The organism is Patescibacteria group bacterium (assembly GCA_004297215.1).
GTDB lineage: Bacteria > Patescibacteriota > Patescibacteriia > UBA9934 > GWF2-40-263 > 2-01-FULL-63-20.
Genome location: SCUM01000001.1, coordinates 607251 through 628777, shown reverse-complemented (window position 1 = coordinate 628777; position 21527 = coordinate 607251). Strand labels below are relative to the sequence as shown.

Genomic DNA, 21527 nt, shown 5'->3' with positions numbered 1-21527 from the left:
AGTTCCACCACGTATTCGCCGAGCAGGGTGGCGACCACGGAGGAGACGCCGTACGCATAGGCCTTGTTCTCAATCCGGCGCTTGAGCAGGAAGAGGGAGAGCGGGGCGTTTTTCATAATGGGTGATAAGGCGTTGGACATGTGGGCGCAGGACGAACGTCGTGACCGCGGCGAGGACGAGCGTGGTGAGCGCGATGCCGGAGGCGCCCCGCCCCGCCCCTTTCGTCGGCGCCGCGTGTTCCTGGGCGGCTGGCGCCTCAAGGGCGACCACGTCCGCGGCGGATCGCGGAAGGAGGCTGAACTTCCCGTCGGACGAGGTGAGCACGCCGGTGGCCTCAATGCGCGTCCCGGGCCGTATCGAGCTCTCGGCGGGAAGGCGCACGGGGGTCGCCCCCGCGTCCGTCTCGACCGCCGTCCCCGCCGACGTCTTCACGAGCAGGCCGGTCATCTTGATGAGCGCGCCGACGTCTTCCCCTGAAGGATCCGACGTTTCCGCGGCCTCGGGCGCGTCCTCATGGTCGAGGATCCGGACCGCGGATTTCGCGTCGAGCCGGATGCGCTTCATGCCGCGGGAGGAGCTCACGACGCCCGCGATTTCCACCTGGTCGCCCAGGGAGAGCTGCGGGAACGCCCCGTCGTTCTTGAACACGGTGATGCCTCCGGTCTCGTCTTGGACGGCCATGAGCTGCTTGCCGATCGCGCCAGGCGCGGCGGTCACCGTCGCCGTCACGACCACGCGTTTGTTCACGGCCATCCCCGCCACGTGAGCGACGGTCACGCGGGAAGGAGCGGCGGATGGTTTCTTGGGAGCAGACTTGGCGGTCGTGCCTGCGGATCTTGCAGAAGCGACCGCCTTCGGAATGACAACTGGTTGAGCGCGCGCAGGAACGAGCGCCGTCGTCCGAATCCCCGCGTCGCTTGGGTGATCCGATACGGGAGGGAGGACATAGAGGGAGGGGGTAGGGGGTAGTTGGTAGGGGGTAGCGGGGGCCGGCTGCGCAACCGCTGGCGGCGGCGTGATGACGGCTCCTCGAGTCTGAGCGACCTCGGAGTCGAAGACTGACGGCTGCGTCACGACGGGTTCGAGCACGTTCGCCTCCCCCGGCGTCGGATGGACCGTGAGTTCCAGATGGTCCTCGACGCGGACGAACGAGCGTCCGGCCTTCTGCCCGTCCTTGCCGTAGGCGACCGCGTCGTTCACGGAGCCGTCGGGGGCGACCAGGTCGAGCGCGTCCCCGTCGTTGTTGAGCCGTCCTTTCGGATTTTTCAGGACGACCGTCTGACCGAGCCCGAGCAACTGGTCGGGGAGCGGGGTCTTGGCGCCCGACGCGTCCCGCAGCGTCCAGCCCGCAAGGGGAATCAGGTTGTTATAAGGATTCAGGATCTCGACGAACTCGTCCTCCCCGGATGCGGGAACGGGATAGAGCTCGGAGATTTGGAGCGTGTGGGGAGGGAAGACCGTCGGCATGAGCGCCACTGGCGTGGCGACGACCTCGATCGGTTCGGAGGCGATGACCGTCGTCGTGTCATCCTGTGTCTGGACGGCCGATGAGGGATCTTCAATTGGAGGCTGCCCGACAGAAGGTCCTTCGCCATCGCTCAGGACGACAACGTTCTCTTGGGCGGGTTCTACGACCGGCTCCGTCACGATTGGTTCGTCCGATGGCGGCGCGACGACCGGCTCCGTCACCGTTTCTGGCGTCTCGACGACGTCTTGGGATGACTCGTCTGAAGCGGATAACGGTTCGACTTCAGCTGCGACCGGGTCAGTCACGGCTGGCATTGGCGTCTCGACCGCCGCTTCGGCAAGGTCGTTCACGCCAGGCGTCCCGAGGTCCGGCAATCCCTCGTCCATCCCGTCGGCCGTCTCGATCGTGCGCCATGACGAGGCGAGCGAACCGTCCGCAAACGGCAGGGCGCGGACCATGCTGCGGGCGCCGGAGCCGCTGCTCGATGCTTTTCCGGCCGCGGGCGCGCCTGCGTCCCCGGCACGGTCGACGACCGTGCCGTCCGGCGCGACAAGCGTGAGGTCGAGCGCGGAATTCGAGAGGGCGACGGCGGTCGATACGAAGTCCGGCGTCCTCGAAAGCGCGCTGCGGACGTCCTCCACGGCGAAGTTCGCGATGACGAACGTGCCGCGCGCGGGAAGCGTCGCTCCGGATGGGAGAAGGATGTCCCCGCCGCCGATCAGCCGGTACCCGGACAGGTCGATGGGCGCATCCGTGAGGTTCGCGAGTTCCATGTACTCGTCCGCAGTGGAGAGCGACGATCCGGCCCATCCCACTTCGGAAAGGACGACGACCGGTGTCCCTTCGGCACGCACGGGCGCACGCGGCAGCGCCACCAGCAACCCGATGATGATCAGGTATTTCATAGGCGTCGGTTTGTGAATGAGCGCCCTGGCGTCCCAGGGACTCGCGCGGCAAGAAAAAACACGACCCGCCCAGGAAGGGAGGGTCGTGTTCTCTTGTAGGTTCATTCCACCACGAAAAAGCTTTTCCGTCAATCGTCCGGATGTGGATAATTGCCGCAAACCGCTTCTTTCATTACACTGCGACGCATGCCGGAGTGGCGGAATTGGCATACGCACCAGCCTTAGGAGCTGGCGGGAGCAATCCCATGTGGGTTCGAGTCCCACTTCCGGCACCACCGACCGACCTATGAGAGCCATCCTCGTCCACGGCTTCAATTCCACTCCCGACGGGCAGTTCATCCCCTCGCTTGCCGGCGCGCTTCGCGACCGCGGGTTCGACGTGGTCACGCCGCGGCTTGGGCTGAAGCTCGGCGAAGACGGCGAATTGAAGCTCCCGGAGATCGTGGAGTCGCTGCGTTCCCAAGTGGGCCCGGTCACCGGCGACGACGTGTTCGTGGGACACAGCCTGGGGGCGTTCATCATCCTGCAGTACCTGGAGGCCGTGGAAATGACCGAGACCCCGCGCGCGGTCGTGATGGTGGCCGCCCCATGGAAGGTGTCGAACCAGGCGCTGCGCCGCCTGTTCATCGTGGACCTCGACGCCGACGTGCTCATGTGGAAGGCCCGCGAATACGTCGTCGTCCACTCCAAGGACGACACGATGGTCCCCATCGACCACGCCAAGCGCCTGGCCGAATCCTTCCGTGCGAAGCTGGTCGAGACCGACGGCTGTGGCCACTTCATGGACGCGGAGTATCCGATCCTCGTCGAAGTGATCGAGGACCTCAAGTCCCGCCCCTTCGAATTCGCCCCCGGCCACAGTTTGCACGACGAGCTGGCGAATCCATAAGCGGTTTTCCACAGGAGATGGGTTGACGGAAATGATATTTCGTGATTGAATACCATTAACCCTGGTGAGTACCTCTACGGTATCCTCTTGGTGGCAATGAAACGACCCTCCTTAAAATGGGGGTCGTTTTGTTTGTGTATCCCGGGCTCGGATTCGGGATCGTGGAGGTAACTGGTTAACCTCGCTAGGGTTGCCACCAAGAGATACGGGTTCGAATCCCGTCGATTCCACCAGCCGACTTCGGTTGGCGAGCCGTTTCGGCTCGAGCCCGGGACAAGAAAACCCACCGCGCGTTCGGTGGGTTTTCGATTGACCGTGTCCATTTAGGATGATAGAGAAGGTTCGGCACCGACAAGGAGGAAGCCATGGCACATCGCACTTTGACCCGAGAGGAGTCGCTTCAAGTGTTCAGGCACGCGCAAGAGCACGCCGAGAACCCCTATCGTCCCGTCGCGATTATCTCCTTAAAGAAAGAGATCGAGACGGAGACCTTGCTCGCCGAGCGGTACGCCCAGGAGACCGGCAAGGTCGATGAGGTGGTCGTGAAACGCATCGTCGGCATGAAGCTTCGGCTCGAAGGCTTGTACCTCGACTGGGCTCTGGGAAAGATCACCTGAAATGGCTGCCAAGACGCGACCCGCGATGGACCAACGGTTCTAGCGGGTTTTTCCTTTAATCTGGCTTTATTTCAACCCGCATCCATGCTGTGGAAACCCTCGGGACAGCCCTCCTTGACAGGGTTTTTCTTTCCCTCTACCAGCTGCCTAATAATGGTACGTCTTCCCCGTAACGACCGTGCACACTCGGTAGAGCTGCTCGAGCAGGACAACAAGGGCGAGCTCATGCGGGAACGTGAGGGGGGAGAGCGAGAGCGTCATGTCCACTTCCTTTGCGAGTTCCGCTTCGGTGCCAAGCGTGCCGGCAACGAGGAACTGGATAGGCCGAGCGCCGCTCTCTGCCGTCTTGTCCATCCACGACGCGAACCCCTTGGTATCGAACAGCTTGCCGCCTTCGGTGAGGAGCACGGTGAATGCCCCCTCCTTTAGAGAGGCGCGTAAACGTCCAGTCTCCTCGGCTCGGCATTTGGGCCGATCAGCCTCGGAGCGGAACGGGGTAGCACGCACCACCTCCCGGTCGACCTTGGCGAACGGATGGAGACGGGCGACATACAGGTCACGAAGCTCTTGGAGCGCTTCGTTGCGCATGTCCCCGACCGATGTCAGCTGAAAGCGATACATGGGCGTATCTTAGCCTATTTTCGTTATCCACCGCTACTGTGGAAACCCAGGGGACAGTTCCCTTGACAGGGTTTTTCGATTCATTTAAGATGCCGACACTTACAAAGTAATCACTTCCTTCTTTGTCCCCAGCATTTCGGATGTCCTGGCAGGGATGGAGAGAGGGCAAGTGGAGATCAGGGAGCAACGTTGTGTCAAACACGTTCGGGAATCTTCATCGGCTCGTGGGGTGATAACCTTCATTTAAGGTGTACCCCGCGCTGCCAAGCGCGGTTTTTTCATCCAGCATCAGCTGGATGACCCACCGAAGCTCTATCAAGAGCGAAGGCGGGTGAACGACATCCTTCGGCACAGAGACGAGACGTCACGCGACGGTTCGTCCCTGGCTCGAAGGGCCAGCGTGACCCTTCACAATTGAATCAGACAGAGAACACACGATCGCTTTCAGATCATCCATGTCCACGCACCCGTCGTCGCGACTTGCAACTCGCGTCGGGGAAATGGAACAGGGAACCTGGATTGTCAGATAGTTCAGGCGATGCGACGCATGGCGCCGAAAGTAGCGGTGACATGCGGCAAACGAGATCTGGTTTGGAAGTGGTTGTAGAGCATAAGGGCATACGGTGGATGGCTCGACAGAGCGCGCCGAAGAAGGACGTAGCAGCCTGCGATAAGCTTCGGGGAGGTGGCAAGCAACCTGTGATCCGAAGATTTCCGAATGGGGTAACCCAATGCGGGGAATGCCGCATTGTCGTGCACTGAATACATAGGTGTACGTCGGGCACCTGGGGAAGTGAAACATCTCAGTACCCAGTGGAAAAGAAAAAGACTGCTAACTATGTCGCTCGTGATTCCGGGGAACCGGGGGAACGAGCGAACACGTTAGGACATTCCCTAAGTAGTGGCGAACGAAAAGGGAACAGCCCAAACCTTAGACGTGAAACCGTCATGAGCGTATGTGACTTCGGTTGCATGGGTGATTGGCGGTGAAAGGCGGGAGCCGTTGCGTAGAAGGTGTTGTAAGGCGGTCGCATGGTCCGCTCCTGAGGACCGGCGCGATGCATGAAACGTAGTGGAATCCGCTGGAAAGCGGAACCAAAGAGGGTGATAGTCCCGTACGCGAAACGTTTGATGCACGCGTGGCGACCGATCTTGAGTACCACGGGACTCGTGAAATCCTGTGGGAACCTGCCGCGACTATGTGGCAAGGCTAAATACGCGCTCCGATCGATAGTGAACAAGTACCGCGAGGGAAAGCTGAAAAGCACCCCGGTGAGGGGAATGAAATAGTATCTGAAACCGTATGCTTACAAGGAGTCAGAGCCCGCAAGGGTGATGGCGTTCCTATTGAAGAATGAGCCAACGAGTGTGCTGTGTGTCGCTTGGTTAAGCCCTACGGGGCGAAGCCGCAGTGAAAGCAAGCGTTAACCCGCGTGTTCTCACTCTGTATTCTAGGTATCCGCAAGGGTGCCGAGAGTACAAAGTGAGATGGTGGCACATACACGACCCGAAACCGGGTGACCTACCCATGACCAGGATGAAGCGGGTGTAACAACCCGTGGAGGTCCGAACCCACGTGCTGTGCAAAACACGGGGATGAGTTGTGGGTAGCGGAGAAATTCCAATCGAACTCGGTAATAGCTGGTTCTTCCCGAGATAGCTTGTGGGCTAGCGCTGGTAAACAGCGCATTGGGGGTAGAGCACTGAATGGGACTGTCGCCGCAAGGTAGACATCCTAACCAAACTCCGAATACCAATGCGTTTTCCCGGCAGTCAGACGATGGGGGCTAAGCTCCATACGTCGAGAGGGGAACAGCCCAGATCTCAAACTAAGGCCCCTAAATCGTCGTTGAGTGTAGAAGGTGGTAGAAAGGCTTATACAACCAGGAGGTTGGCTTAGAAGCAGCCATCCTTTAAAGAAAGCGTAACAGCTCACTGGTCAAGCTTTTCCGCGCCGAAAATGTACCGGGGCTAAACGACGTGCCGAAGTTGAGGGTTCCAGCCCTTTCAGGGCGGAGCGGTAGGGAAGCATTCGTATTGCGCTGAAGTCAGGTCGTGAGGCCTGGTGGAGCGGTACGAAGTGAGAATGTTGGCATAAGTAGCAAGAAGAGGGGTGAGAGTCCCCTCCGCCGCAAACCCGAGGTTTCCTGGGCAACGCGAATCGTCCCAGGGTGAGCCGGGAGCTAAGGTGAGGCCGAGAGGCGTAACCGATGCACAGCAGGTTAATATTCCTGCGCTCTGTTTGGGACCGAAGCGGGGACGCTTCGTGAAGTCCCCCGCGCCCTATGGCTATGGCGTTGGGCGCTTCCTGGTAGCTGGTAGGCAAATCCGCCAGCGACGTCCAGGGGGCGATCTCAAGGCTGCCGCAAGGCAGCCGAGGGGGGAGGACACGGAGCCAAGAAAAGCCGCTAGGACTATCCCAAGCAGACCCGTACCGGAAACCGACACAGGTGGGTGGGTGCGATAATGCACCAAGGCGTACGAGAGAAACTAGCCTAAGGAACTCGGCAAAACAGTGGCCGTAACTTCGGGATAAGGCCTGGTTTTCCCCGGGAGGGGAAGACCCGCAGCGAAAGACGTCAACCGACTGTTTACCAAAAACACAGGTCCGTGCTAAATCGAAAGATGATGTATACGGGCTGATGCCTGGCCAGTGTCCGAACGTTAAGGAAGGGGGTCATGCCCGCAAGGGCGGCAGCCTTCGACTGAAGCGCGGATGAACGCCGGCGATAACTATAATCGTCCTAAGGTAGCGAAATTCCTTGACGGGTGAGTTCCGTCCTGCACGAATGGCATAACGAGTTGACGACTCTCTCAGGTTAGTACTCGGCGAAATTGCAAGATGAGTGAAGATGCTCATTACCCGTGGTTAGACGAAAAGACCCCGTGAAGCTTTACTACAACTTGCTTTTGGGTCCATGTTCCGCATGTTGAGCGTAGGTGGGAGCCGCAAGGCGCCAATGAGACACCACCCTTGCGTTACGTGGATTCTAACCGGCACCCGTGATCCGGGAGTCGGGACAGAAGCTGGTGGGTAGTTTACCTGGGGCGGGTGCCTCCTAAAGAGTAACGGAGGCGTTTACAAAGGTCGGCTTGGCGCGGATGGAAATCGCGCTGGACGTGCAAACGCAAAAGCCGGCTTTACTGCAAGACTTACAAGTCGCGCAGTCGCGAAAGCGGAAGTTAGTGATCCGACCATTCAATATAGGATGGTGGAAGCTCATCGGACAAAAGCTACTCCGGGGATAACAGGCTGATCATGCCCAAGAGTCCATATCGACGGCATGGTTTGGCACCTCGATGTCGGCTCATCGCATCCTGGGGCTGGAGAAGGTCCCAATGGTTTGGCTGTTCGCCAATTAAAGCGGTACGTGAGCTGGGTTCAGAACGTCGTGAGACAGTTCGGTCTCCTATCTACCATGGGCGACGAATGTTGAAGGGATGCTTTCCTAGTACGAGAGGACCGGAAAGCACGAACCTCCTGTGTACGGGTTGTCCTGCCAAGGGCATCGCCCGGTAGCGGTGTTCGGATCGGATAAGCGCTGAAAGCATCTAAGCGCGAAGCCGACCCTAAGATAAGCATTCATTTGAGACCCCTGCGAGACCAGCAGGTCGATAGGCCGTACGTGGAAGCGCGGTAACGCGTGGAGCGGAGCGGTACTAATAGGTCGAGCTCTACAACCACTTTCAGATCGGATCCTGAAATCGTGTTTTCTCTGTACGAATCATGGCAGCGTCTCGGTGTCAGTTCCCGGCGGGTCACACCCGTTCCCATCCCGAACACGGCAGTTAAGCCGCCAGGGGCCGATGGTAGTCCGATTGGGCGAGAGTAGGTGGACGCCGGGACCTTGCCATGATTCAAACATCGCCGACCGGCAAACCCGGCCGGTTTTGTTTTTGCCGGAGGCATCGGGTAAGCTTATGGCCGTATGGATGAACCGAAAAAGACATCGTGCACCTTGTGTGCGGTGATGAAGGTCTCGGCGATATTCGCCGTCGGGTTCGTCATCGGGATGATGTATGGCGTTGCCAGGTGATCCCCCCGTCTTCCGTGTCGTCATCCTCGCCGCCGGCAAGGGGACGCGCATGAAGAGCGATCTCCCCAAGGCGCTTGTCCCGGTCGGCGACAAGCCCATCCTGCAGCACCTGCTCGAGAACGTTGCCGCCTCGGGGCTCGACGCGAAACCCGTCGTCGTCATCGGCCATGAGCGCACGCGCATCTGCGATACGTTCGGCGGGAAATGCGATTATGCCGTCCAGGAGTTCCAAAAGGGGACGGCGCACGCGGTGCTGTCCGCCAAGGCGAACGTCGGTGCCGCCGACGCGGTCGCGGTGCTGTATGGCGACCACCCGTTCATCTCCGCCGGCTCGCTCCGCCGGCTCGCCAAGGCGCACATCGCGGAGCGCAACGCCCTCACCATGTTCACGACCACCGTCCCGTCATTCGACGGCTGGTACCGCGTGTTCCAGCATTGGGGCCGCATCCTGCGCGACGCAGGCGGGAGGATTACCGGCATCCGCGAGTTCAAGGACGCCTACGACGACGAGAAGGCGATCTGCGAGGTGAATCCCGCGCTCATGTGCTTTGACGCCGCCTGGCTTTGGGGGAACATCGAGAAGGTGCGGCCGAACAACGCCCAGGGAGAGCTCTATCTCACGGACCTGGTCGCCCTCGCCTTCGCGCAAGGCCAGAAGATCGGTACGCTCGAGATCGCTCCGGAAGAAGCCATCGGCATCAACTCCGTCGAGGAGAAGGAAATCGCGGAGGCCATTCTGGAGCGCAGAAAAGGTCGCTGATATGAGGTTCGTAAGGCAAGAACGATGCTATGAGCGTGTTTGCTCCTGAATTCAGGGAGAATCGCGAGTCGATGTTCGAGGCGAGGAAACTGTCGAAGAACATCGAGCAGGAGGTCCAACGGGCTCTTCAGCAGAAAAAAGAACGGTTTCCCGACATCGTTTCCTGTCCGATCCGATCATGCGGTACGCCCGTGCGAATCGAGATGCGCGGGGACGAAGCCGTCCTCGTCTGTCCGAATTGCGGATGGCAGACGACCATCCACGACGCAGGCTGACACCCGCGGCTGCCATTTCAAGATTTCAAGTTTTCACGTTTCAAGTTTTCGTTCACTATGCGCCTCATAACCGACTGGCACGTGCATTCCAAGCATTCGCGCGCGTGCTCGAAGGAGTTGGAGTTGCCGACGATCGCGAAGTGGTGCGCGCGCAAGGGGATCGATGTCGTCGCGACCGGGGATTGGACGCATCCGAAGTGGGTGGAGCACCTCAACGAGCGTCTGGTGGAGAGCGAGCCGGGATTGTATCGGTTGAAAGGGGCCGAAGGGGCGAAAGGGGTCAGATTCATGTTGGTGACGGAGGTGAGCCAGATTTACAAGCGCGGCGGCAAGACGCGGCGCGTGCACAACCTGCTGTTCGCCCCGTCGCTTGAAACGGTCGCGAAGGTGAATGCGTGGCTCGACAAGGAAGAGTTCAATCGCAAGTCCGACGGACGGCCTATCCTTGGCACCGACTCCGAAGAGCTCTTCAAGGCCCTGAAAGACATCGACGAGCGCATCATCCTGGTTCCAGCGCACGCCTGGACGCCCTGGTACAGCGTGTTCGGGAGCAAATCCGGCTTCGATTCGTTGGAAGAGTGCTTCGGAAGCATGACGAGGCACGTGCACGCGATCGAGACCGGGCTTTCCAGCGACCCGAAGATGAATTGGCGACTGTCCGGGCTGGATACCGTCGCCCTCATCTCCAACTCCGACGCGCACAGCCCGCGCAATCTTGGCCGCGAGGCGAACGTGTTCGATCTTGCGGCACCAAGTTACGACGCGTTCGTGGACGCGCTCAAGTCGCGCGACCCCAAGCGGTTCCTCCACACCATCGAGTTCTTCCCGGAAGAAGGGAAATACCACCTCGACGGCTGCGCGGACTGCAAGTTTTCGTGCGCGCCGAAGGAAACGAAGCGACTCGGCGGCCGATGTCCGACCTGCAAGAAACCGCTCACGCTGGGCGTCGAGCACCGCGTCGAGGCGCTCGCGGACAGGGAAGCGGCGCCGGAGGGCAAGATCCCGTTCAAGAGCATCGTGCCGCTCGAGGAGGTGATCGCGGACGCGTTCGGGGTGGGCGTCCTGTCAAAACGCGTCCGTGCCGAGTACGAGAGGCTCACGGACCAGGTCGCGGACGAGTTCACGCTCCTGCTCGACACCCCCATCGAGGCCATCGCCGAGGTCGCGTCCACGCCGAACGTCTCGGAGGCCATCCGCCGCATGCGCGAGGGGCGCGTGGACATTAAGCCAGGGTATGACGGCATCTTCGGGACCGTGAGGCTGTTGGGAGACGGGCGGCCGACGAAGCCTGCGCAGCGAAATCTCCTCTAATCAAAAATCCCTCGACGCGTCTCGAGGGATTTTTGAGAGTCCTTTCGGACTAGCGGCGGCGCTTGGCCGCCTTGCGCTTCTTGGGAGCGGCCTTGCGCTTCGCCTTCCGTGCCGGCTTGCGCTTGGCTGCCTTTTTCCTCTTCTTCATAGCCTCCAATGGTCAGCGGGTAAAGGTCCCGCCAGGCGCGGACGCATCTTGCGATGCTGCCGCGAAAGATTTGTCACCGCGCACGCGCGCGATGGTGCAAATCGTGATCGAGGAACGCGCAACGATCGACGATTAGAAGCATGGTAGCATTTTTTTGAAGTCGTGTAAAGAGGAAAAGGAGGTAATCGGTAGTCGGTAGGTGATAGCTGGGAAAAACTTTTCTTTTTTTCATCCAAACTACGCACTACGCACTACCACCTACCCCCTATCACGTTCTTACTTCCATCGGGATTCCTGCGTCGCCCCAGTCGTAAATCCATTTCGCGCCCTCGAGATCCGCATTCACGCATCCATGGCTTATCGGTACGCCGATGGCGCGGTTCCAGGGCGCGTAGTGGATGTAGTAGTGGGGGAGGAAACGGAGATTGTACGGGATGATGCCAAGATCCCAACCCGGTCCGGCGTAATGCACGAGCGGAACCTTGGCTAGGATGACGTGTTTTCCAGGCGGCGTGACCCATCCCTTCCTGGCCGTGGACACGAGGAACGTATTCGTGAGGATGCCGCGTTCGTACGCGTACAACCGTTGTTCAGAGAGGTCGACGACGATGGATTTTTCCGAGGGGTCGTTGGTGAACGCGGGCTTCCCGTCGACGACCACGAGCTCGGCCGTCCCGTCCGCCTCGAGATCCGCGACGGCGGCGTGCACGCTCCCGAACGGCGCGTCCGCGACCGTGACGAACGTCGCGCCGAACGCATCGATGAGCGTGCTGCCGGACGATGATGAGAGGATTGCCTCGCCATTTATCCACAGCACGCCCGTGACGCCCGTGGCCGCATCGTCGAACTCGGTTTCGTCGGCAAGATGCGCCGGACTCGCGAACGCGAACGTGCGCACGGCGGTCCTGCTCGCATGCTGGCTCGACACGGTGAGTGCCTGGTCATGCACGACGCCCACCACGCCGCGGCGATCGTCCTCGGAGAGCGCATAGAACTCCTGCGTGCGCGCCGCGGTCCCGCCCGAGAGGTCCCACACGCGAACGAGCGGCGCGGCGCCGGCGGCAGGAAGGGTGACGAGCTCGTCTGCGGCGTCACCGTCGAGATCCCCGCACGCGAGGTTCACCCCGTTGCGGTCCGCGGCGTCGTAGGCGAAGAATCCGCCGCCATCCTCCGCCTGCCCGAAGTTGTCGAACACGCGCACGTGCGGCCCGCCGCCGCGTTGGGCGGCCGTGACGATTTCCGGCGTGCCGTCGCCATCCAGGTCGCACGCGGCCACGTTGATGCCCATCCCGGATGTCGGCGCATAGGCGAGGAACCGGCCGATCTCGCTTCCGTCCTGACGCGTGACGATCACCTCCGGGGCGTTCCCGAGCCCGGCGCCGAAGATGAGCTCCGGGACGCCATCCTCCCCGAGATCGGCCGAAGCGACGGTGAATCCGGTCGCCGCGTTCGCGGTCGCGAGCTTGAACGCGGCACGGACCGTGCCGTCGGCCTCCATGAGGCGCACGGTCGCGGGCGGGCGCGGCGAGGCGGCCTGTGCAGGCGAAGGGAAGGAGAGGACCAGTGCCAGGGCAGTCAGGACGACGGGAATCTTCATACGCTTTGATGCTAACAGAAGGGCAGGAAATGGCTAGGATAGAAAAAACGCCCGGTGACCGGGCGTTTTTTGGTGGACCGTGTCGGATTTGAACCGACGACCCCCTGCTTGCAAAGCAGGTGCTCTACCAGCTGAGCTAACGGCCCACAATGGGCCAAATCATAGCTCAAAAACAGAGGGGAGTCAATGTGTCAGATCCGTTTGCCCTCGAGCGTCGGCGGGACCGCCTTCAGTTCCTTGAGGCCGTCGAGCGGCTTGTCTAAGTCTAGGGCGTGGAGCGGGCCGATGTCCGAAATAAGCGTCTCATCCGCTCGAATGGCGCCGACCTTGTCCGCGACGAGATAGAGCATTGAGCCGCTCTTGCCCACGACGCGCAGCTGGGCGGGAGCTGAGCCGTCATCGCCCCGCTTGTACGTATGCTTGTACGCGCGCCACCAGTTGTAACTGGTTTCCTCCATGGAATACACCCCGACGAAGTTTTCTCCTGTGGCCGCGTCGTAGGCCGAGGTGGCGAAGTAATACGTTCCGGCCTTGTCCGGGTCGGCAACGACCATGTCGACGATGGTCTCGTATCCGGCACTGCCAAGCTTCTTTCCCTGGTTCTCGTTGATGAACCGCTCGGCCTTGGTGATGAGCGGGAAGTCGACGGCGCGCATCTCCCGCAGGCCTTGCGAGGGGGCGGATGCGACAGAGTCAGAGGGGGCGGGGGACGGAGCTTCGGCGGCGGGTCGTTCGGAGACGGGTTTTGACGCGTCAGGCTTCGGCGGGGCATCGGAGCCGCATCCGGCACCCAAGAGGACGAGTCCTGCGGCAAGGAACGACAGGCGGGATGAGTGATTCATAGTGCTTAAAACCGTGCCATGGGCACGGTTTTTTCGCAAGCTCCTCAGGTCTTCACCATGTTCGGCGGCTTTTTTCCATTCACGAAGGCGAGGATGTTCTCGGCGGCCGTGCGACTCATGGCTTGGCGGGTCTCGACCGTGGCCGAGGCCGTGTGCGGGGTGAGCACCACGTTTCGCATCTTGCGCAGCTCGAGGGTATCGGTGAGATCGCAGTCGATCGCCGGCTCGCATTCGTATACGTCGAGCCCGGCCCCGGCGATTTCCCCCTTCGTGAGCGCCGCGAGGAGCGCCTTCTCATCGACGACCGGCCCGCGCGCCGTGTTGATGAGAAATGCCGTCTTCTTCATCATCTTGAGCTCCTTGGCGCCGATGAGGTGGCGCGTGGAGGGGAGCAGCGGCACGTGCAGGGAGACGAAATCGCTCTTCTTGAGGAGCTCCGGCAGCGTGACGAATCGCGCTTTCGAACGGGCCTCGAGCGTCGGGTTGCGTTTCATGTCGGCGTAGAGCACGTCCATCCCGAACCCGTCGTAGAGCCGCCGCACGATGGCCTGGCCGATCGCCCCGGCGCCCACGACCCCGATGGTCTTGCCGATCATGTCGGTCCCTAGGAACATCTTCGGCCCCCAAGCCCGGTACTTGCCTGCGCGGGTGAAGGCGTCCACCTCCACGACGCGATGCGCGAGCGCGAACATGAGCGCGATGGCATGCTCCGCGACCGTCTCGGACACGTTCGGATGCGCGGCGTTGGTGACCACGAGCCCGCGCTTGGCCGCTTCCTTCAGGTCGATGTTGTCGAAGCCGACGGCGTAGTTGGCCACCATCTTGAGCTGCGGCCCGGCCGCGTCGAACGCCTCCTTGTCCATCCGCTCCGTGAGGATCGAGAGGATGATGTCCGCCCCCTTCACGAAGCGCAGCAGCTCCTTGCGCGGGATGGCCCGGTCCTCCCCATAGACCTTCACGGACAGCCGCTTGTCCTTGCGCAACAGGGCGAGTCCCTCGTCGGGAATCTCGCGGGTGACGGCGACGACCAGCTTTTTCATAGCGCTTTTACCTTGATTTTCTTCATCTGCGCGGCGGTGGGCCACCTGCGCAAGATGCCGGACTTGGCACCGACCTGGCGGATGACGGAATCGGCGTTGAGGGTGCCAAGCGCGAGCGCGGCCGGCACGTCTCGCTCCTGCACGAAGGAGGCCATGAAGCCCGAGCCGAACGCGTCGCCGGCCCCGGTACGCGATACGGCCTTGCTCCCGGCGGCCGGCGCGTACCAGGCCTTGCCGGCGCGCGCGGCATAGGAGCCGCGCTCGCCATCGGTGATGATCACCACGTTGTCGGCCGTGACGAGCCGCTCGAACATCCCGGAAATCTCCTTCTTGCCCGTGAGCATCATCGCCTCCTCGCGGTTCACCATGAACACGCTCACTTCCGGGAGGAAATCCTGGATCGACCCCAACCCCTTTTTGAGCTCCCGGCTCCCCGGGTTCCAGGCGATGAGCGCCTGGCACTGCGCGGCGTGCGACACCAGGCGGCGGGCAACGGCGAGGTTGCCGCCCAGGGAGGAGAGGTAAAACGCGCGGGCCGCGCATTCGTCCCAAGGGATGTCCTTGGCCGTGAAGGAGCCGGACACCCCGCGGTACACGAGGACGGAGCGCTCGCCCGTGCCCGTGTCCGTGAGCAGCACGGAGTAGCCGGTATCCTCGCCAGCGACCCGGCGGATGAGCGTGGTGCCGATCCCCTCGCGCTGCAGGTCGATGATCACGTCGCGCCCGGCGCTGTCATCCCCCACGCGGCATACCACGGCCGCGTTGTACCCGAGTCGCGCGAAGGTGGCTGCCGCGTTGGTGGCCCCGCCGCCGGTGGTGTGGATCACGCTCTCCACCTCGATCTTGCTCCCCAACGACACGCATTCGCCGATGCCCGTGGCGAACTTCGGAGAGCGAATCATCTGGAACTGGTCGGAGAGGAGGAACACGTCGCGCGTGCCTGACCCGACGGTGACGATGTCGAACATAGGGGGGATGGGAGTTGGTATGCGCCTAGGCCTTGCCCGAGCTTCCAAGGAGTTTCATTTTCTGACGGACGACCCTCGTCATGAGCGCCTTTGCCGGCCCTAGGATCTCGCGCGGGTCGATCACTTCCGGGCGTTTGGCGAGGAACTGGCGGATGCCGGCGTCAAAGGCGATGCGCAGGTCGGTGTCCACGTTCACCTTGCACACGCCGAGTCCCACGGCCTTCTTCACATGCGCGTCGGCGACCCCTTTGGCGCCGGAAATCTCACAGCCGAACTTGGTGCAGAGGGATTTCACCCAAGAGGGGACCGAGGACGCTCCGTGCAAGACGAGCGGCACGCTCACGGCCTCGGCAATCGCCTTCAGGCGCGGGAAATCGAGCTCGGACGCCTTCTTGAACTTGTACGCCCCGTGGCTCGTCCCCACCGCGATCGCGAGCGCGTCGCAGCCGGTGGCGCGGACGAACGCCGCGGCCTGCGCGGGTTGCGTGAGGTGCGCGTCCTTGGCCGCGACCGACACGAAATCCTCGATGCCGGCGATGGCGCCCAGCTCCGCCTCGAGGCTCACGCCGTGCTTGCGCGCGAGCTTCGCGAGCCGTGACGAGACCTTCGCGTTCTCCTCGTACGGGAGGGAAGAGCCGTCGAACATCACGCTCGTGTACAGGCCGCTCCTGATGGCGGTCTCGATGAGCGGAACGTTTTTCCCGTGGTCGAGGTGGAATACGACCGGCACTTTTACGCGCGTCGCCGCGAGACGCGCGAGCAAGCCCAGCTCCTCCATTCCGGCGTAGTGGATCGCACCCTCGCTCGTGGAGAGGATGACCGGCGAACGTTCGGCCTGCGCGGCCTCGATGACCGCCTGGATCGCCTCCAGGTTGTTCACGTTGAAGGCGCCGACCGCATAGCGGCCTTTCCGGGCTTTCTTGAGGACGTCCGAAAGAGTGGCGAGCATAACGGGATTACATGAGTTGGGCTCGGAACGAGGGGTGCTGGCGCAATCGGGAGCGGATCTGGCTTGTCTTAAGCAGTCCTGGCTGCGGCCCGACTCGTCCTACGACGGACGCGGCGTTGACCGATCCCCAGCGCAGCGCTTCGTCGTGGAGCTGGCCGTGCGTGAGCGCGCCGAGGTACCCGGTGGCGAACGCATCGCCGGCGCCGGTGGATTCCACCATCTTTCCCGGGAAGATGTCGCAATGATGGAGTTCCTGGCCATCGAAGCTGTATGAGCCGTTCTTGCCGTCGGTGATCACTACTTTTTTGGGACCGAGCTTGTAGAGCGCCGTGGCGAGATGGTGGATCTCGGTAGTCCTCTGTTCCGTGAGCGCCTGGGCTTCCTCCAGGTTCACGAACAGGGCATAGGTGCGGCTGATGAGGTCGAACAGCACCTTCTTGCGCTCTGCGATCTGGATGGTGCCCGGATTGAATCCCACCAGCATCCCGTCCGACTTCGCGCGCGCAGCCACCTCCTTGTAGAGGTTCTCGTAGCCGACCCCCATCTCGCACACGTAGAGCCACTTGGTCCTCGCCATCTTCCTCGGGAGGCGGTATTCGTGCGCGATCTGGGAGGCGAGGATCGTGCGGTCGCCCTTGTAGTTGAGCACCACCGAGTAGGCGCTCTGATCGCGCTTGCTCACGTGGATGTAGGTGGAAGCGACCTTCTCCTCCTTGAGCCGCTTGAGCGCGAGCGCGCGCGTGCCGTCCTCGCCCATCACGCTTACGACCGCGGTCTTCAGCCCCATGCGCGAGAGGCCCACCGCCACGTTCGGCGCCGACCCCGCGATTTGGGCATCCACCACGTTCACGGGAATCTTCGCCCCGTATTCGAGGCACAGCAGGCACTCCGGCATCTTGAGAGAGCACTGCACGCTGGCCTCATTGAGCACCACGAAGGTGTCGAGCTTGATGTCTCCTACCGCGACCAGGTCGAACATACGGGGAAAGTGTAACAGATAATGGAAAAATCGGCTGTACGCCGATTTTTCCTAAGGATCACGCCCGTTTGGCTTCGGATTTCATCTCCTTCAATCGCGCCTCGGCCGCCGTTACGTATTCCGGCACAGCCGCGACCTTCTCGCCCTTCTTGCGCTTGAGCGCGCGGCGCACGGCCATGGCGATGTAGGGCGCGGTAAGGCCGAACGCCTCCATGAGTTCCGTCGGTTCACCGGATTCGCCGAACCTGTCCTGCATGCCCATGCGTTCGAGCGGGACAGGGGCGAAGCTCCCAAGCGTCTCCGCGACGACACCCCCCAGGCCGGCCGCCGCCTGCGCCTCCTCGACCGTGACGAGCGCTCCGCACTCCTTCGCCGCGGCGACGACCGTCTTCACGTCGAACGGCTTTATGCTGTGACAGTCGATGATGCGGACTTCCAGTCCTTCCTTTCGCAACGTTTCGGCGGCGAGGAGCGCTTCGTAGAGCACGGGTCCGGCCGCGATGATGGCCGCGTCGTTCCCAAATCGGAATACTTCGGCGCGCCCGATCTTGAACGGGGTCTTCTCGGTGGTAAAGACAGGAGATTTCTCGCGCGCGAAGCGCAGGTAGGCCGGTCCGTCGAGTTTCGCGACCGCGACGGTCGCCTTGCGCGTCTCAAGTGAGTCGCAAGGGACGAGCACGCGCATGTTGGGCATCACCCGCATGAGGGCGATGTCCTCGAGCATCTGGTGCGTGGCGCCGTCGGGACCGACGGACACCCCCGCATGCGCGCCGGCGACCTTCACGTTCACGTCGTTGAGTGCCACGCAGGTGCGGATCTGCTCCCAGTTGCGCCCCGGGGAGAACCCGGCGTAGCTCGCGATGAACGGCACCTTGCCGGCCATGGCCATGCCGGCCGCGATGGAGGCCATGGCCTGCTCGCTCACCCCCATCTGCACGAACCGGTCCGGGAACGCAGCCTTGAAGGCGAGCACGCGTGTGCTTTCGGTGAGGTCGCAACAGACGGCCATGACCCGTGGGTCCGCCTTGCCCGCGCGCACCAACCCCTCACCGAACCCATTCCTGGTCGGCTCCTGCTTGAGTTTCGCCGCCTTCAGCACGTCACGCGCGAGGAAGGCGGCGGGGTTGAGGCCAACTGTTTTCATATCGTAGATTCTAGAAGTTTGCCGTGTCGTCCTGAACGGAGGCCCTCAGGCCGAAGTGAAGGACCCTGGTCTGGAGGCTACCAGACGATCGTCATGGAACGACCGTCTGGGTGTTTACCAACGAAGATCCTTCGTCAGCGGTCCAGACTCAGGATGACAATTAACGTCGGCCCCCTGGGGCGAAGAAGCGCTTCACAGGGCGGTAGGCGACATAGACGACGACGAGCAGCGGGATGAGCATCCCGGCGCCGATCACCACGAACCAGATGGCGAAGGTCACCAGCCCCTGCAGGACCGTGATGAGCGCCTGGGCCGCCTCGCGCAGTGAGGAGAGCGGGCGGAACTCCTTGCTGGGGAGGCGCACCGACGGTTCTTCCGAGAGGGAGACCGAGAGCGTGGAGTAGCTGGTGGCGTTCTCTAGGTACTTGAGGCTGCCCTCCATGGATTCGATCTGGGCTCGGACGTTGCTCAATTCGCGCTGCACCGCGAGGATGTCCTCGATCGTGCCCGCGCGGCGCATGATGTCGAGGTAGGCCGTCTCCTGCGCCCGGGCGTTCTTGATGCGCGCCTGCAAATCCGTGTACTGCTCGGTCACGTCCTGGCCGTTCACCGACTCGTTGCGCACGAGCGTCGCGAGCTCCTTGGCCTCCGACACCATCGCTTCGAATTGAGCCGCGGGCACGCGCACCGTGACGGAGCCGAAATGGGTGCCGTCCTCGCGCTCGGAAACGGACGAGTCCTGCACGAACCCGCCCTTGCCGGCGGCGATGACCGACAGCTTCGAAGCGGTTTCCGGCACGGAATCCACCACGAGGTCGAGGCTCCCGGTCTTGATCAGCTTCTGATCCACCTCTGCGGCCGTGCTTCCGCCCATCATGGGAGGAACGGGCGAGGGAATCCCGCGTCCGTCCGCGAACCCCATCATCTCGGACGCTTCCAGGCGCATCTTGTCGGCACTGATGCCGCCTATGAACGTCGGGACGGAGCCGGTCACGAACGCGTCCGACGGGCCGCCGAAGGAAAGGCCCATCATGGACCGCATGGTCTGCGTGACGGGAGGAAAGGCCGACGCGGCGGCGATGAGGATGAGAAGTCCGATGGCGATCACGATGGCGGCGGCGGGTTTGGTGGTCATAGAATTTCTTGTCTTTGCGAGGAGGCCTCAGCCGACGAAGCAATCTCACGGGAGGTTGCTTCGCCCTGATGGGCTCGCAAAGACAGATAATTATTGATGTTCGGATTTGATACGGCCGCCGAGCGTGCGAAGGTCGTGCAGGGCCTTATCCGCCTCCTCGCCGGGCTTGGGTGGGATGCCGTGCCAGCGGAAGTCATATTCCATGTAGCCCACGCCGTAGCCCGGGATGGTGTCGGCGATGATCACCGTGGGCTTCTCGCTCACCCCGTGCGCGCGTTCCACCGCGAGCACGAAGTCGCGGATGGAGTTGCCGGCGCAATGGATGGCGTGCAGGTTGAATGATTCGAACTTCTGCAGCAGCGGCTCAAGCGGCATGATCTCCTCGGTGGTGCCGTCGATCTGGATGTTGTTGCGGTCGATGATGAAGGTGCAGTTGTAGAGCCGGTTGCGGCCCGCGAACAGCATCGCCTCCCAGGTCTGTCCGGCCTCGAGCTCCCCGTCGCTCATCACGCAGTACGTGCGCCACGGCTTCTTGTCGAGCAGCGCCGCGTAGGCGAGTCCCGCCGCCTGCGAGGAACCGGAACCCAGCGGGCCGGAGGTGGTCTCGACGCCCGGGAGCTTGGAGCGCTCGGGGTGGCCCTGCAATCGGGTCCCGAGCTTGCGCAGCGTCTTCAGCTCCGCGATGGGGAAGTATCCGGCGTGCGCCATGGCCGCGTAGCGGATGGGGCAGATGTGGCCGTTGGAGAGGATCAGCCGATCGCGATCCTCCCACTCGGGATTCTTGGGATCATGGTTCATCACGTGGAAGTACAGCGCCGTAAAGATGTCCGCCATCCCAAGCGGCCCCGCGCTGTGGCCGGAACCCGCCGAGACCAGCATCTCGATCACGTCCTTGCGGATCTTCACCGCCCGCTCCTCAAGCTGCATCAGCTTGCGGTCGTGCAAGTGCAGCGATTTCCGCGCCTTGGGGCCAATGGTGAGGTCAGGCATATCACGGTCATTTTAGCACAAATCGAAACGCCCCGTTGTAGGGGCGTTTCTCGGGCCTTATTGCACGATGATCGTCGCGGTCATGCTCGGGTGGTAGCTGCAGAAGTACGTGTAGGTGCCCGGGGTCTTGAAGTAGCGGGAGAAGTTCTGGCCTGCTTCGAGCGTGCCGGATCCCCAGGAGAGGTCGGTGGCCGTGGCGGTGTGCTTGTTTGCGCCCTTGTTGGTGAACTTCACGGCGGTGTTGGCCGGGATGGTCACGGTCGTGGCCGAGAACTGGTTGTCCACGATGTCGATGAACGTGGGCGCGCGCAGGCCCTTGTCGTCGTTGATGTCATCGACGTTGCTCTGCTCGGCCGCCGCATTGAAGTCGCTGACCTGTTCGAGGTCCGCCCCTTTCTTATAGTTCGAGAAGAACGCGTCCGGCACGTCGTCGATCTTCTTGTTCCAGTCCGCGCCGTAGAGCCCGACCGCGATTTCAGGGGTCTTTACCCAGCGCAGCATGCCGCCCTTCGAGAGCGCGTAGGTCTTGGGATCGGAATTGATCTTGAGCATCTTCACGCCCGGCTTGTAGGTGACGTTGCCGCCGATCTGGATCTTGGCGAGGTCGGCGTCGGTGATGAACTTCACGGTGTTGAAGTTCGCGTACCAGGTGAAGTAGGTCTTGTCGTTGGGGAACACGTAGCGGAAGCCATCCTTGCCGTAGTAGTACACCGCGGAGAAGCTTTGCCCGCGCACGAGGTCGCCGGACTGCACCTGGGAGAGGGGGACCGTGGCCGCGGAGGCCGCGAAGGGGAGCATGCTCCCGAGGAGGGCGGCGGCGCTTACGAGACTTGCCAGCTTGCGCATAGGGTC

General features: G+C 62.1%; 17 protein-coding genes, 3 tRNA genes and 2 rRNA genes. 9 read left to right on the top strand and 13 right to left on the bottom strand.

Annotation, left to right across the window (positions count from 1 at the left end; genetic code table 11):
* Positions 1 to 69: 69 nt before the first annotated feature.
* Positions 70 to 2583, bottom strand: a complete 2514-nt coding sequence (locus EPO34_03160; protein TAK04122.1) for a hypothetical protein — start codon at positions 2581 to 2583, stop codon at positions 70 to 72.
* Here EPO34_03160 and EPO34_03155 point away from each other — a divergent pair.
* From EPO34_03155 to EPO34_03140, 4 genes are all read left to right on the top strand, one after another.
* Positions 2562 to 2648: transfer RNA gene (locus EPO34_03155), tRNA-Leu, on the top strand. The genes EPO34_03160 and EPO34_03155 overlap by 22 nt on opposite strands.
* An 11-nt stretch (positions 2649 to 2659) precedes the next feature.
* On the top strand, positions 2660 to 3262 hold the full coding sequence (locus EPO34_03150) for an alpha/beta fold hydrolase (GenBank protein TAK04121.1): 603 nt from the start codon (positions 2660 to 2662) through the stop codon (positions 3260 to 3262).
* Between the two features lie 155 nt (positions 3263 to 3417).
* A tRNA-Ala gene (locus EPO34_03145) sits at positions 3418 to 3495 on the top strand.
* A gap of 147 nt (positions 3496 to 3642) precedes the next feature.
* A complete protein-coding gene (locus EPO34_03140) occupies positions 3643 to 3879 on the top strand; it encodes a hypothetical protein (GenBank protein ID TAK04120.1) in 237 nt (78 codons plus the stop codon).
* Positions 3880 to 4026: 147 nt separating this feature from the next.
* Here EPO34_03140 and EPO34_03135 read toward each other — a convergent pair whose 3' ends face one another.
* Positions 4027 to 4500 (bottom strand): 23S rRNA (pseudouridine(1915)-N(3))-methyltransferase RlmH, encoded by a 474-nt coding sequence (locus EPO34_03135; protein ID TAK04119.1) that lies wholly within the window; start codon positions 4498 to 4500, stop codon positions 4027 to 4029.
* Positions 4501 to 5105: 605 nt separating this feature from the next.
* Between EPO34_03135 and EPO34_03130 the strand changes: the two genes are divergently transcribed.
* From EPO34_03130 to EPO34_03110, 5 genes are all read left to right on the top strand, one after another.
* Positions 5106 to 8188 (top strand): 23S ribosomal RNA (locus EPO34_03130).
* A gap of 49 nt (positions 8189 to 8237) precedes the next feature.
* Positions 8238 to 8346, top strand: a 5S ribosomal RNA gene (gene rrf, locus EPO34_03125).
* Positions 8347 to 8520: 174 nt separating this feature from the next.
* Positions 8521 to 9297, top strand: coding sequence for a hypothetical protein (locus EPO34_03120; GenBank protein ID TAK04118.1), 777 nt, complete (start codon positions 8521 to 8523; stop codon positions 9295 to 9297).
* Positions 9298 to 9326: 29 nt separating this feature from the next.
* Positions 9327 to 9572, top strand: a complete 246-nt coding sequence (locus tag EPO34_03115) for a hypothetical protein (GenBank protein ID TAK04117.1) — start codon at positions 9327 to 9329, stop codon at positions 9570 to 9572.
* A gap of 57 nt (positions 9573 to 9629) precedes the next feature.
* Positions 9630 to 10883, top strand: coding sequence for a DNA helicase UvrD (locus EPO34_03110; protein ID TAK04116.1), 1254 nt, complete (start codon positions 9630 to 9632; stop codon positions 10881 to 10883).
* Between the two features lie 416 nt (positions 10884 to 11299).
* Here the strand turns inward: EPO34_03110 and EPO34_03105 are convergent, their stop codons facing one another.
* The 11 genes from EPO34_03105 to EPO34_03055 form a co-directional block, all read right to left on the bottom strand.
* Positions 11300 to 12628: a hypothetical protein gene (locus tag EPO34_03105; GenBank protein TAK04115.1), complete on the bottom strand. Its 1329-nt coding sequence runs from the start codon at positions 12626 to 12628 to the stop codon at positions 11300 to 11302.
* Positions 12629 to 12698: 70 nt separating this feature from the next.
* Positions 12699 to 12774: transfer RNA gene (locus EPO34_03100), tRNA-Ala, on the bottom strand.
* A 45-nt stretch (positions 12775 to 12819) separates the two neighbouring features.
* Positions 12820 to 13470 (bottom strand): hypothetical protein, encoded by a 651-nt coding sequence (locus tag EPO34_03095; GenBank protein TAK04114.1) that lies wholly within the window; start codon positions 13468 to 13470, stop codon positions 12820 to 12822.
* Between the two features lie 44 nt (positions 13471 to 13514).
* Positions 13515 to 14510 (bottom strand): D-glycerate dehydrogenase, encoded by a 996-nt coding sequence (locus EPO34_03090; GenBank protein TAK04113.1) that lies wholly within the window; start codon positions 14508 to 14510, stop codon positions 13515 to 13517.
* Positions 14507 to 15478 (bottom strand): carbohydrate kinase family protein, encoded by a 972-nt coding sequence (locus tag EPO34_03085; protein ID TAK04112.1) that lies wholly within the window; start codon positions 15476 to 15478, stop codon positions 14507 to 14509. The genes EPO34_03090 and EPO34_03085 overlap by 4 nt, the downstream gene beginning before the upstream one ends.
* A gap of 25 nt (positions 15479 to 15503) precedes the next feature.
* Positions 15504 to 16427: a class II fructose-bisphosphate aldolase gene (locus EPO34_03080; GenBank protein TAK04111.1), complete on the bottom strand. Its 924-nt coding sequence runs from the start codon at positions 16425 to 16427 to the stop codon at positions 15504 to 15506.
* A gap of 7 nt (positions 16428 to 16434) precedes the next feature.
* The gene (locus tag EPO34_03075) at positions 16435 to 17406 is read right to left on the bottom strand and encodes a carbohydrate kinase family protein (protein TAK04110.1); all 972 of its coding nucleotides are present in this window, start codon (positions 17404 to 17406) and stop codon (positions 16435 to 16437) included.
* Positions 17407 to 17464: 58 nt separating this feature from the next.
* The gene (locus EPO34_03070) at positions 17465 to 18550 is read right to left on the bottom strand and encodes a transketolase family protein (GenBank protein ID TAK04109.1); all 1086 of its coding nucleotides are present in this window, start codon (positions 18548 to 18550) and stop codon (positions 17465 to 17467) included.
* Positions 18551 to 18710: 160 nt separating this feature from the next.
* Entirely contained in the window at positions 18711 to 19685 is a 975-nt protein-coding gene (locus tag EPO34_03065; protein ID TAK04108.1) for a DUF4349 domain-containing protein, read from the bottom strand.
* A 90-nt stretch (positions 19686 to 19775) separates the two neighbouring features.
* Positions 19776 to 20630, bottom strand: a complete 855-nt coding sequence (locus tag EPO34_03060; GenBank protein TAK04313.1) for a transketolase — start codon at positions 20628 to 20630, stop codon at positions 19776 to 19778.
* A gap of 102 nt (positions 20631 to 20732) precedes the next feature.
* Entirely contained in the window at positions 20733 to 21521 is a 789-nt protein-coding gene (locus tag EPO34_03055) for a hypothetical protein (GenBank protein TAK04107.1), read from the bottom strand.
* Positions 21522 to 21527: the final 6 nt, after the last annotated feature.

Coding starts and splice junctions, on each gene's coding strand:
- EPO34_03160 (TAK04122.1), bottom strand. CDS start 2,583: ATGCCAATTCCGCCACTCCGGCATGCGTCGCAGTGTAATGAAAGAAGC.
- EPO34_03150 (TAK04121.1), top strand. CDS start 2,660: ATGAGAGCCATCCTCGTCCACGGCTTCAATTCCACTCCCGACGGGCAG.
- EPO34_03135 (TAK04119.1), bottom strand. CDS start 4,500: ATGTATCGCTTTCAGCTGACATCGGTCGGGGACATGCGCAACGAAGCG.
- EPO34_03120 (TAK04118.1), top strand. CDS start 8,521: ATGGCGTTGCCAGGTGATCCCCCCGTCTTCCGTGTCGTCATCCTCGCC.
- EPO34_03115 (TAK04117.1), top strand. CDS start 9,327: ATGAGCGTGTTTGCTCCTGAATTCAGGGAGAATCGCGAGTCGATGTTC.
- EPO34_03110 (TAK04116.1), top strand. CDS start 9,630: ATGCGCCTCATAACCGACTGGCACGTGCATTCCAAGCATTCGCGCGCG.
- EPO34_03105 (TAK04115.1), bottom strand. CDS start 12,628: ATGAAGATTCCCGTCGTCCTGACTGCCCTGGCACTGGTCCTCTCCTTC.
- EPO34_03095 (TAK04114.1), bottom strand. CDS start 13,470: ATGAATCACTCATCCCGCCTGTCGTTCCTTGCCGCAGGACTCGTCCTC.
- EPO34_03090 (TAK04113.1), bottom strand. CDS start 14,510: ATGAAAAAGCTGGTCGTCGCCGTCACCCGCGAGATTCCCGACGAGGGA.
- EPO34_03085 (TAK04112.1), bottom strand. CDS start 15,478: ATGTTCGACATCGTCACCGTCGGGTCAGGCACGCGCGACGTGTTCCTC.
- EPO34_03080 (TAK04111.1), bottom strand. CDS start 16,427: ATGCTCGCCACTCTTTCGGACGTCCTCAAGAAAGCCCGGAAAGGCCGC.
- EPO34_03075 (TAK04110.1), bottom strand. CDS start 17,406: ATGTTCGACCTGGTCGCGGTAGGAGACATCAAGCTCGACACCTTCGTG.
- EPO34_03070 (TAK04109.1), bottom strand. CDS start 18,550: ATGAAAACAGTTGGCCTCAACCCCGCCGCCTTCCTCGCGCGTGACGTG.
- EPO34_03065 (TAK04108.1), bottom strand. CDS start 19,685: ATGACCACCAAACCCGCCGCCGCCATCGTGATCGCCATCGGACTTCTC.
- EPO34_03055 (TAK04107.1), bottom strand. CDS start 21,521: ATGCGCAAGCTGGCAAGTCTCGTAAGCGCCGCCGCCCTCCTCGGGAGC.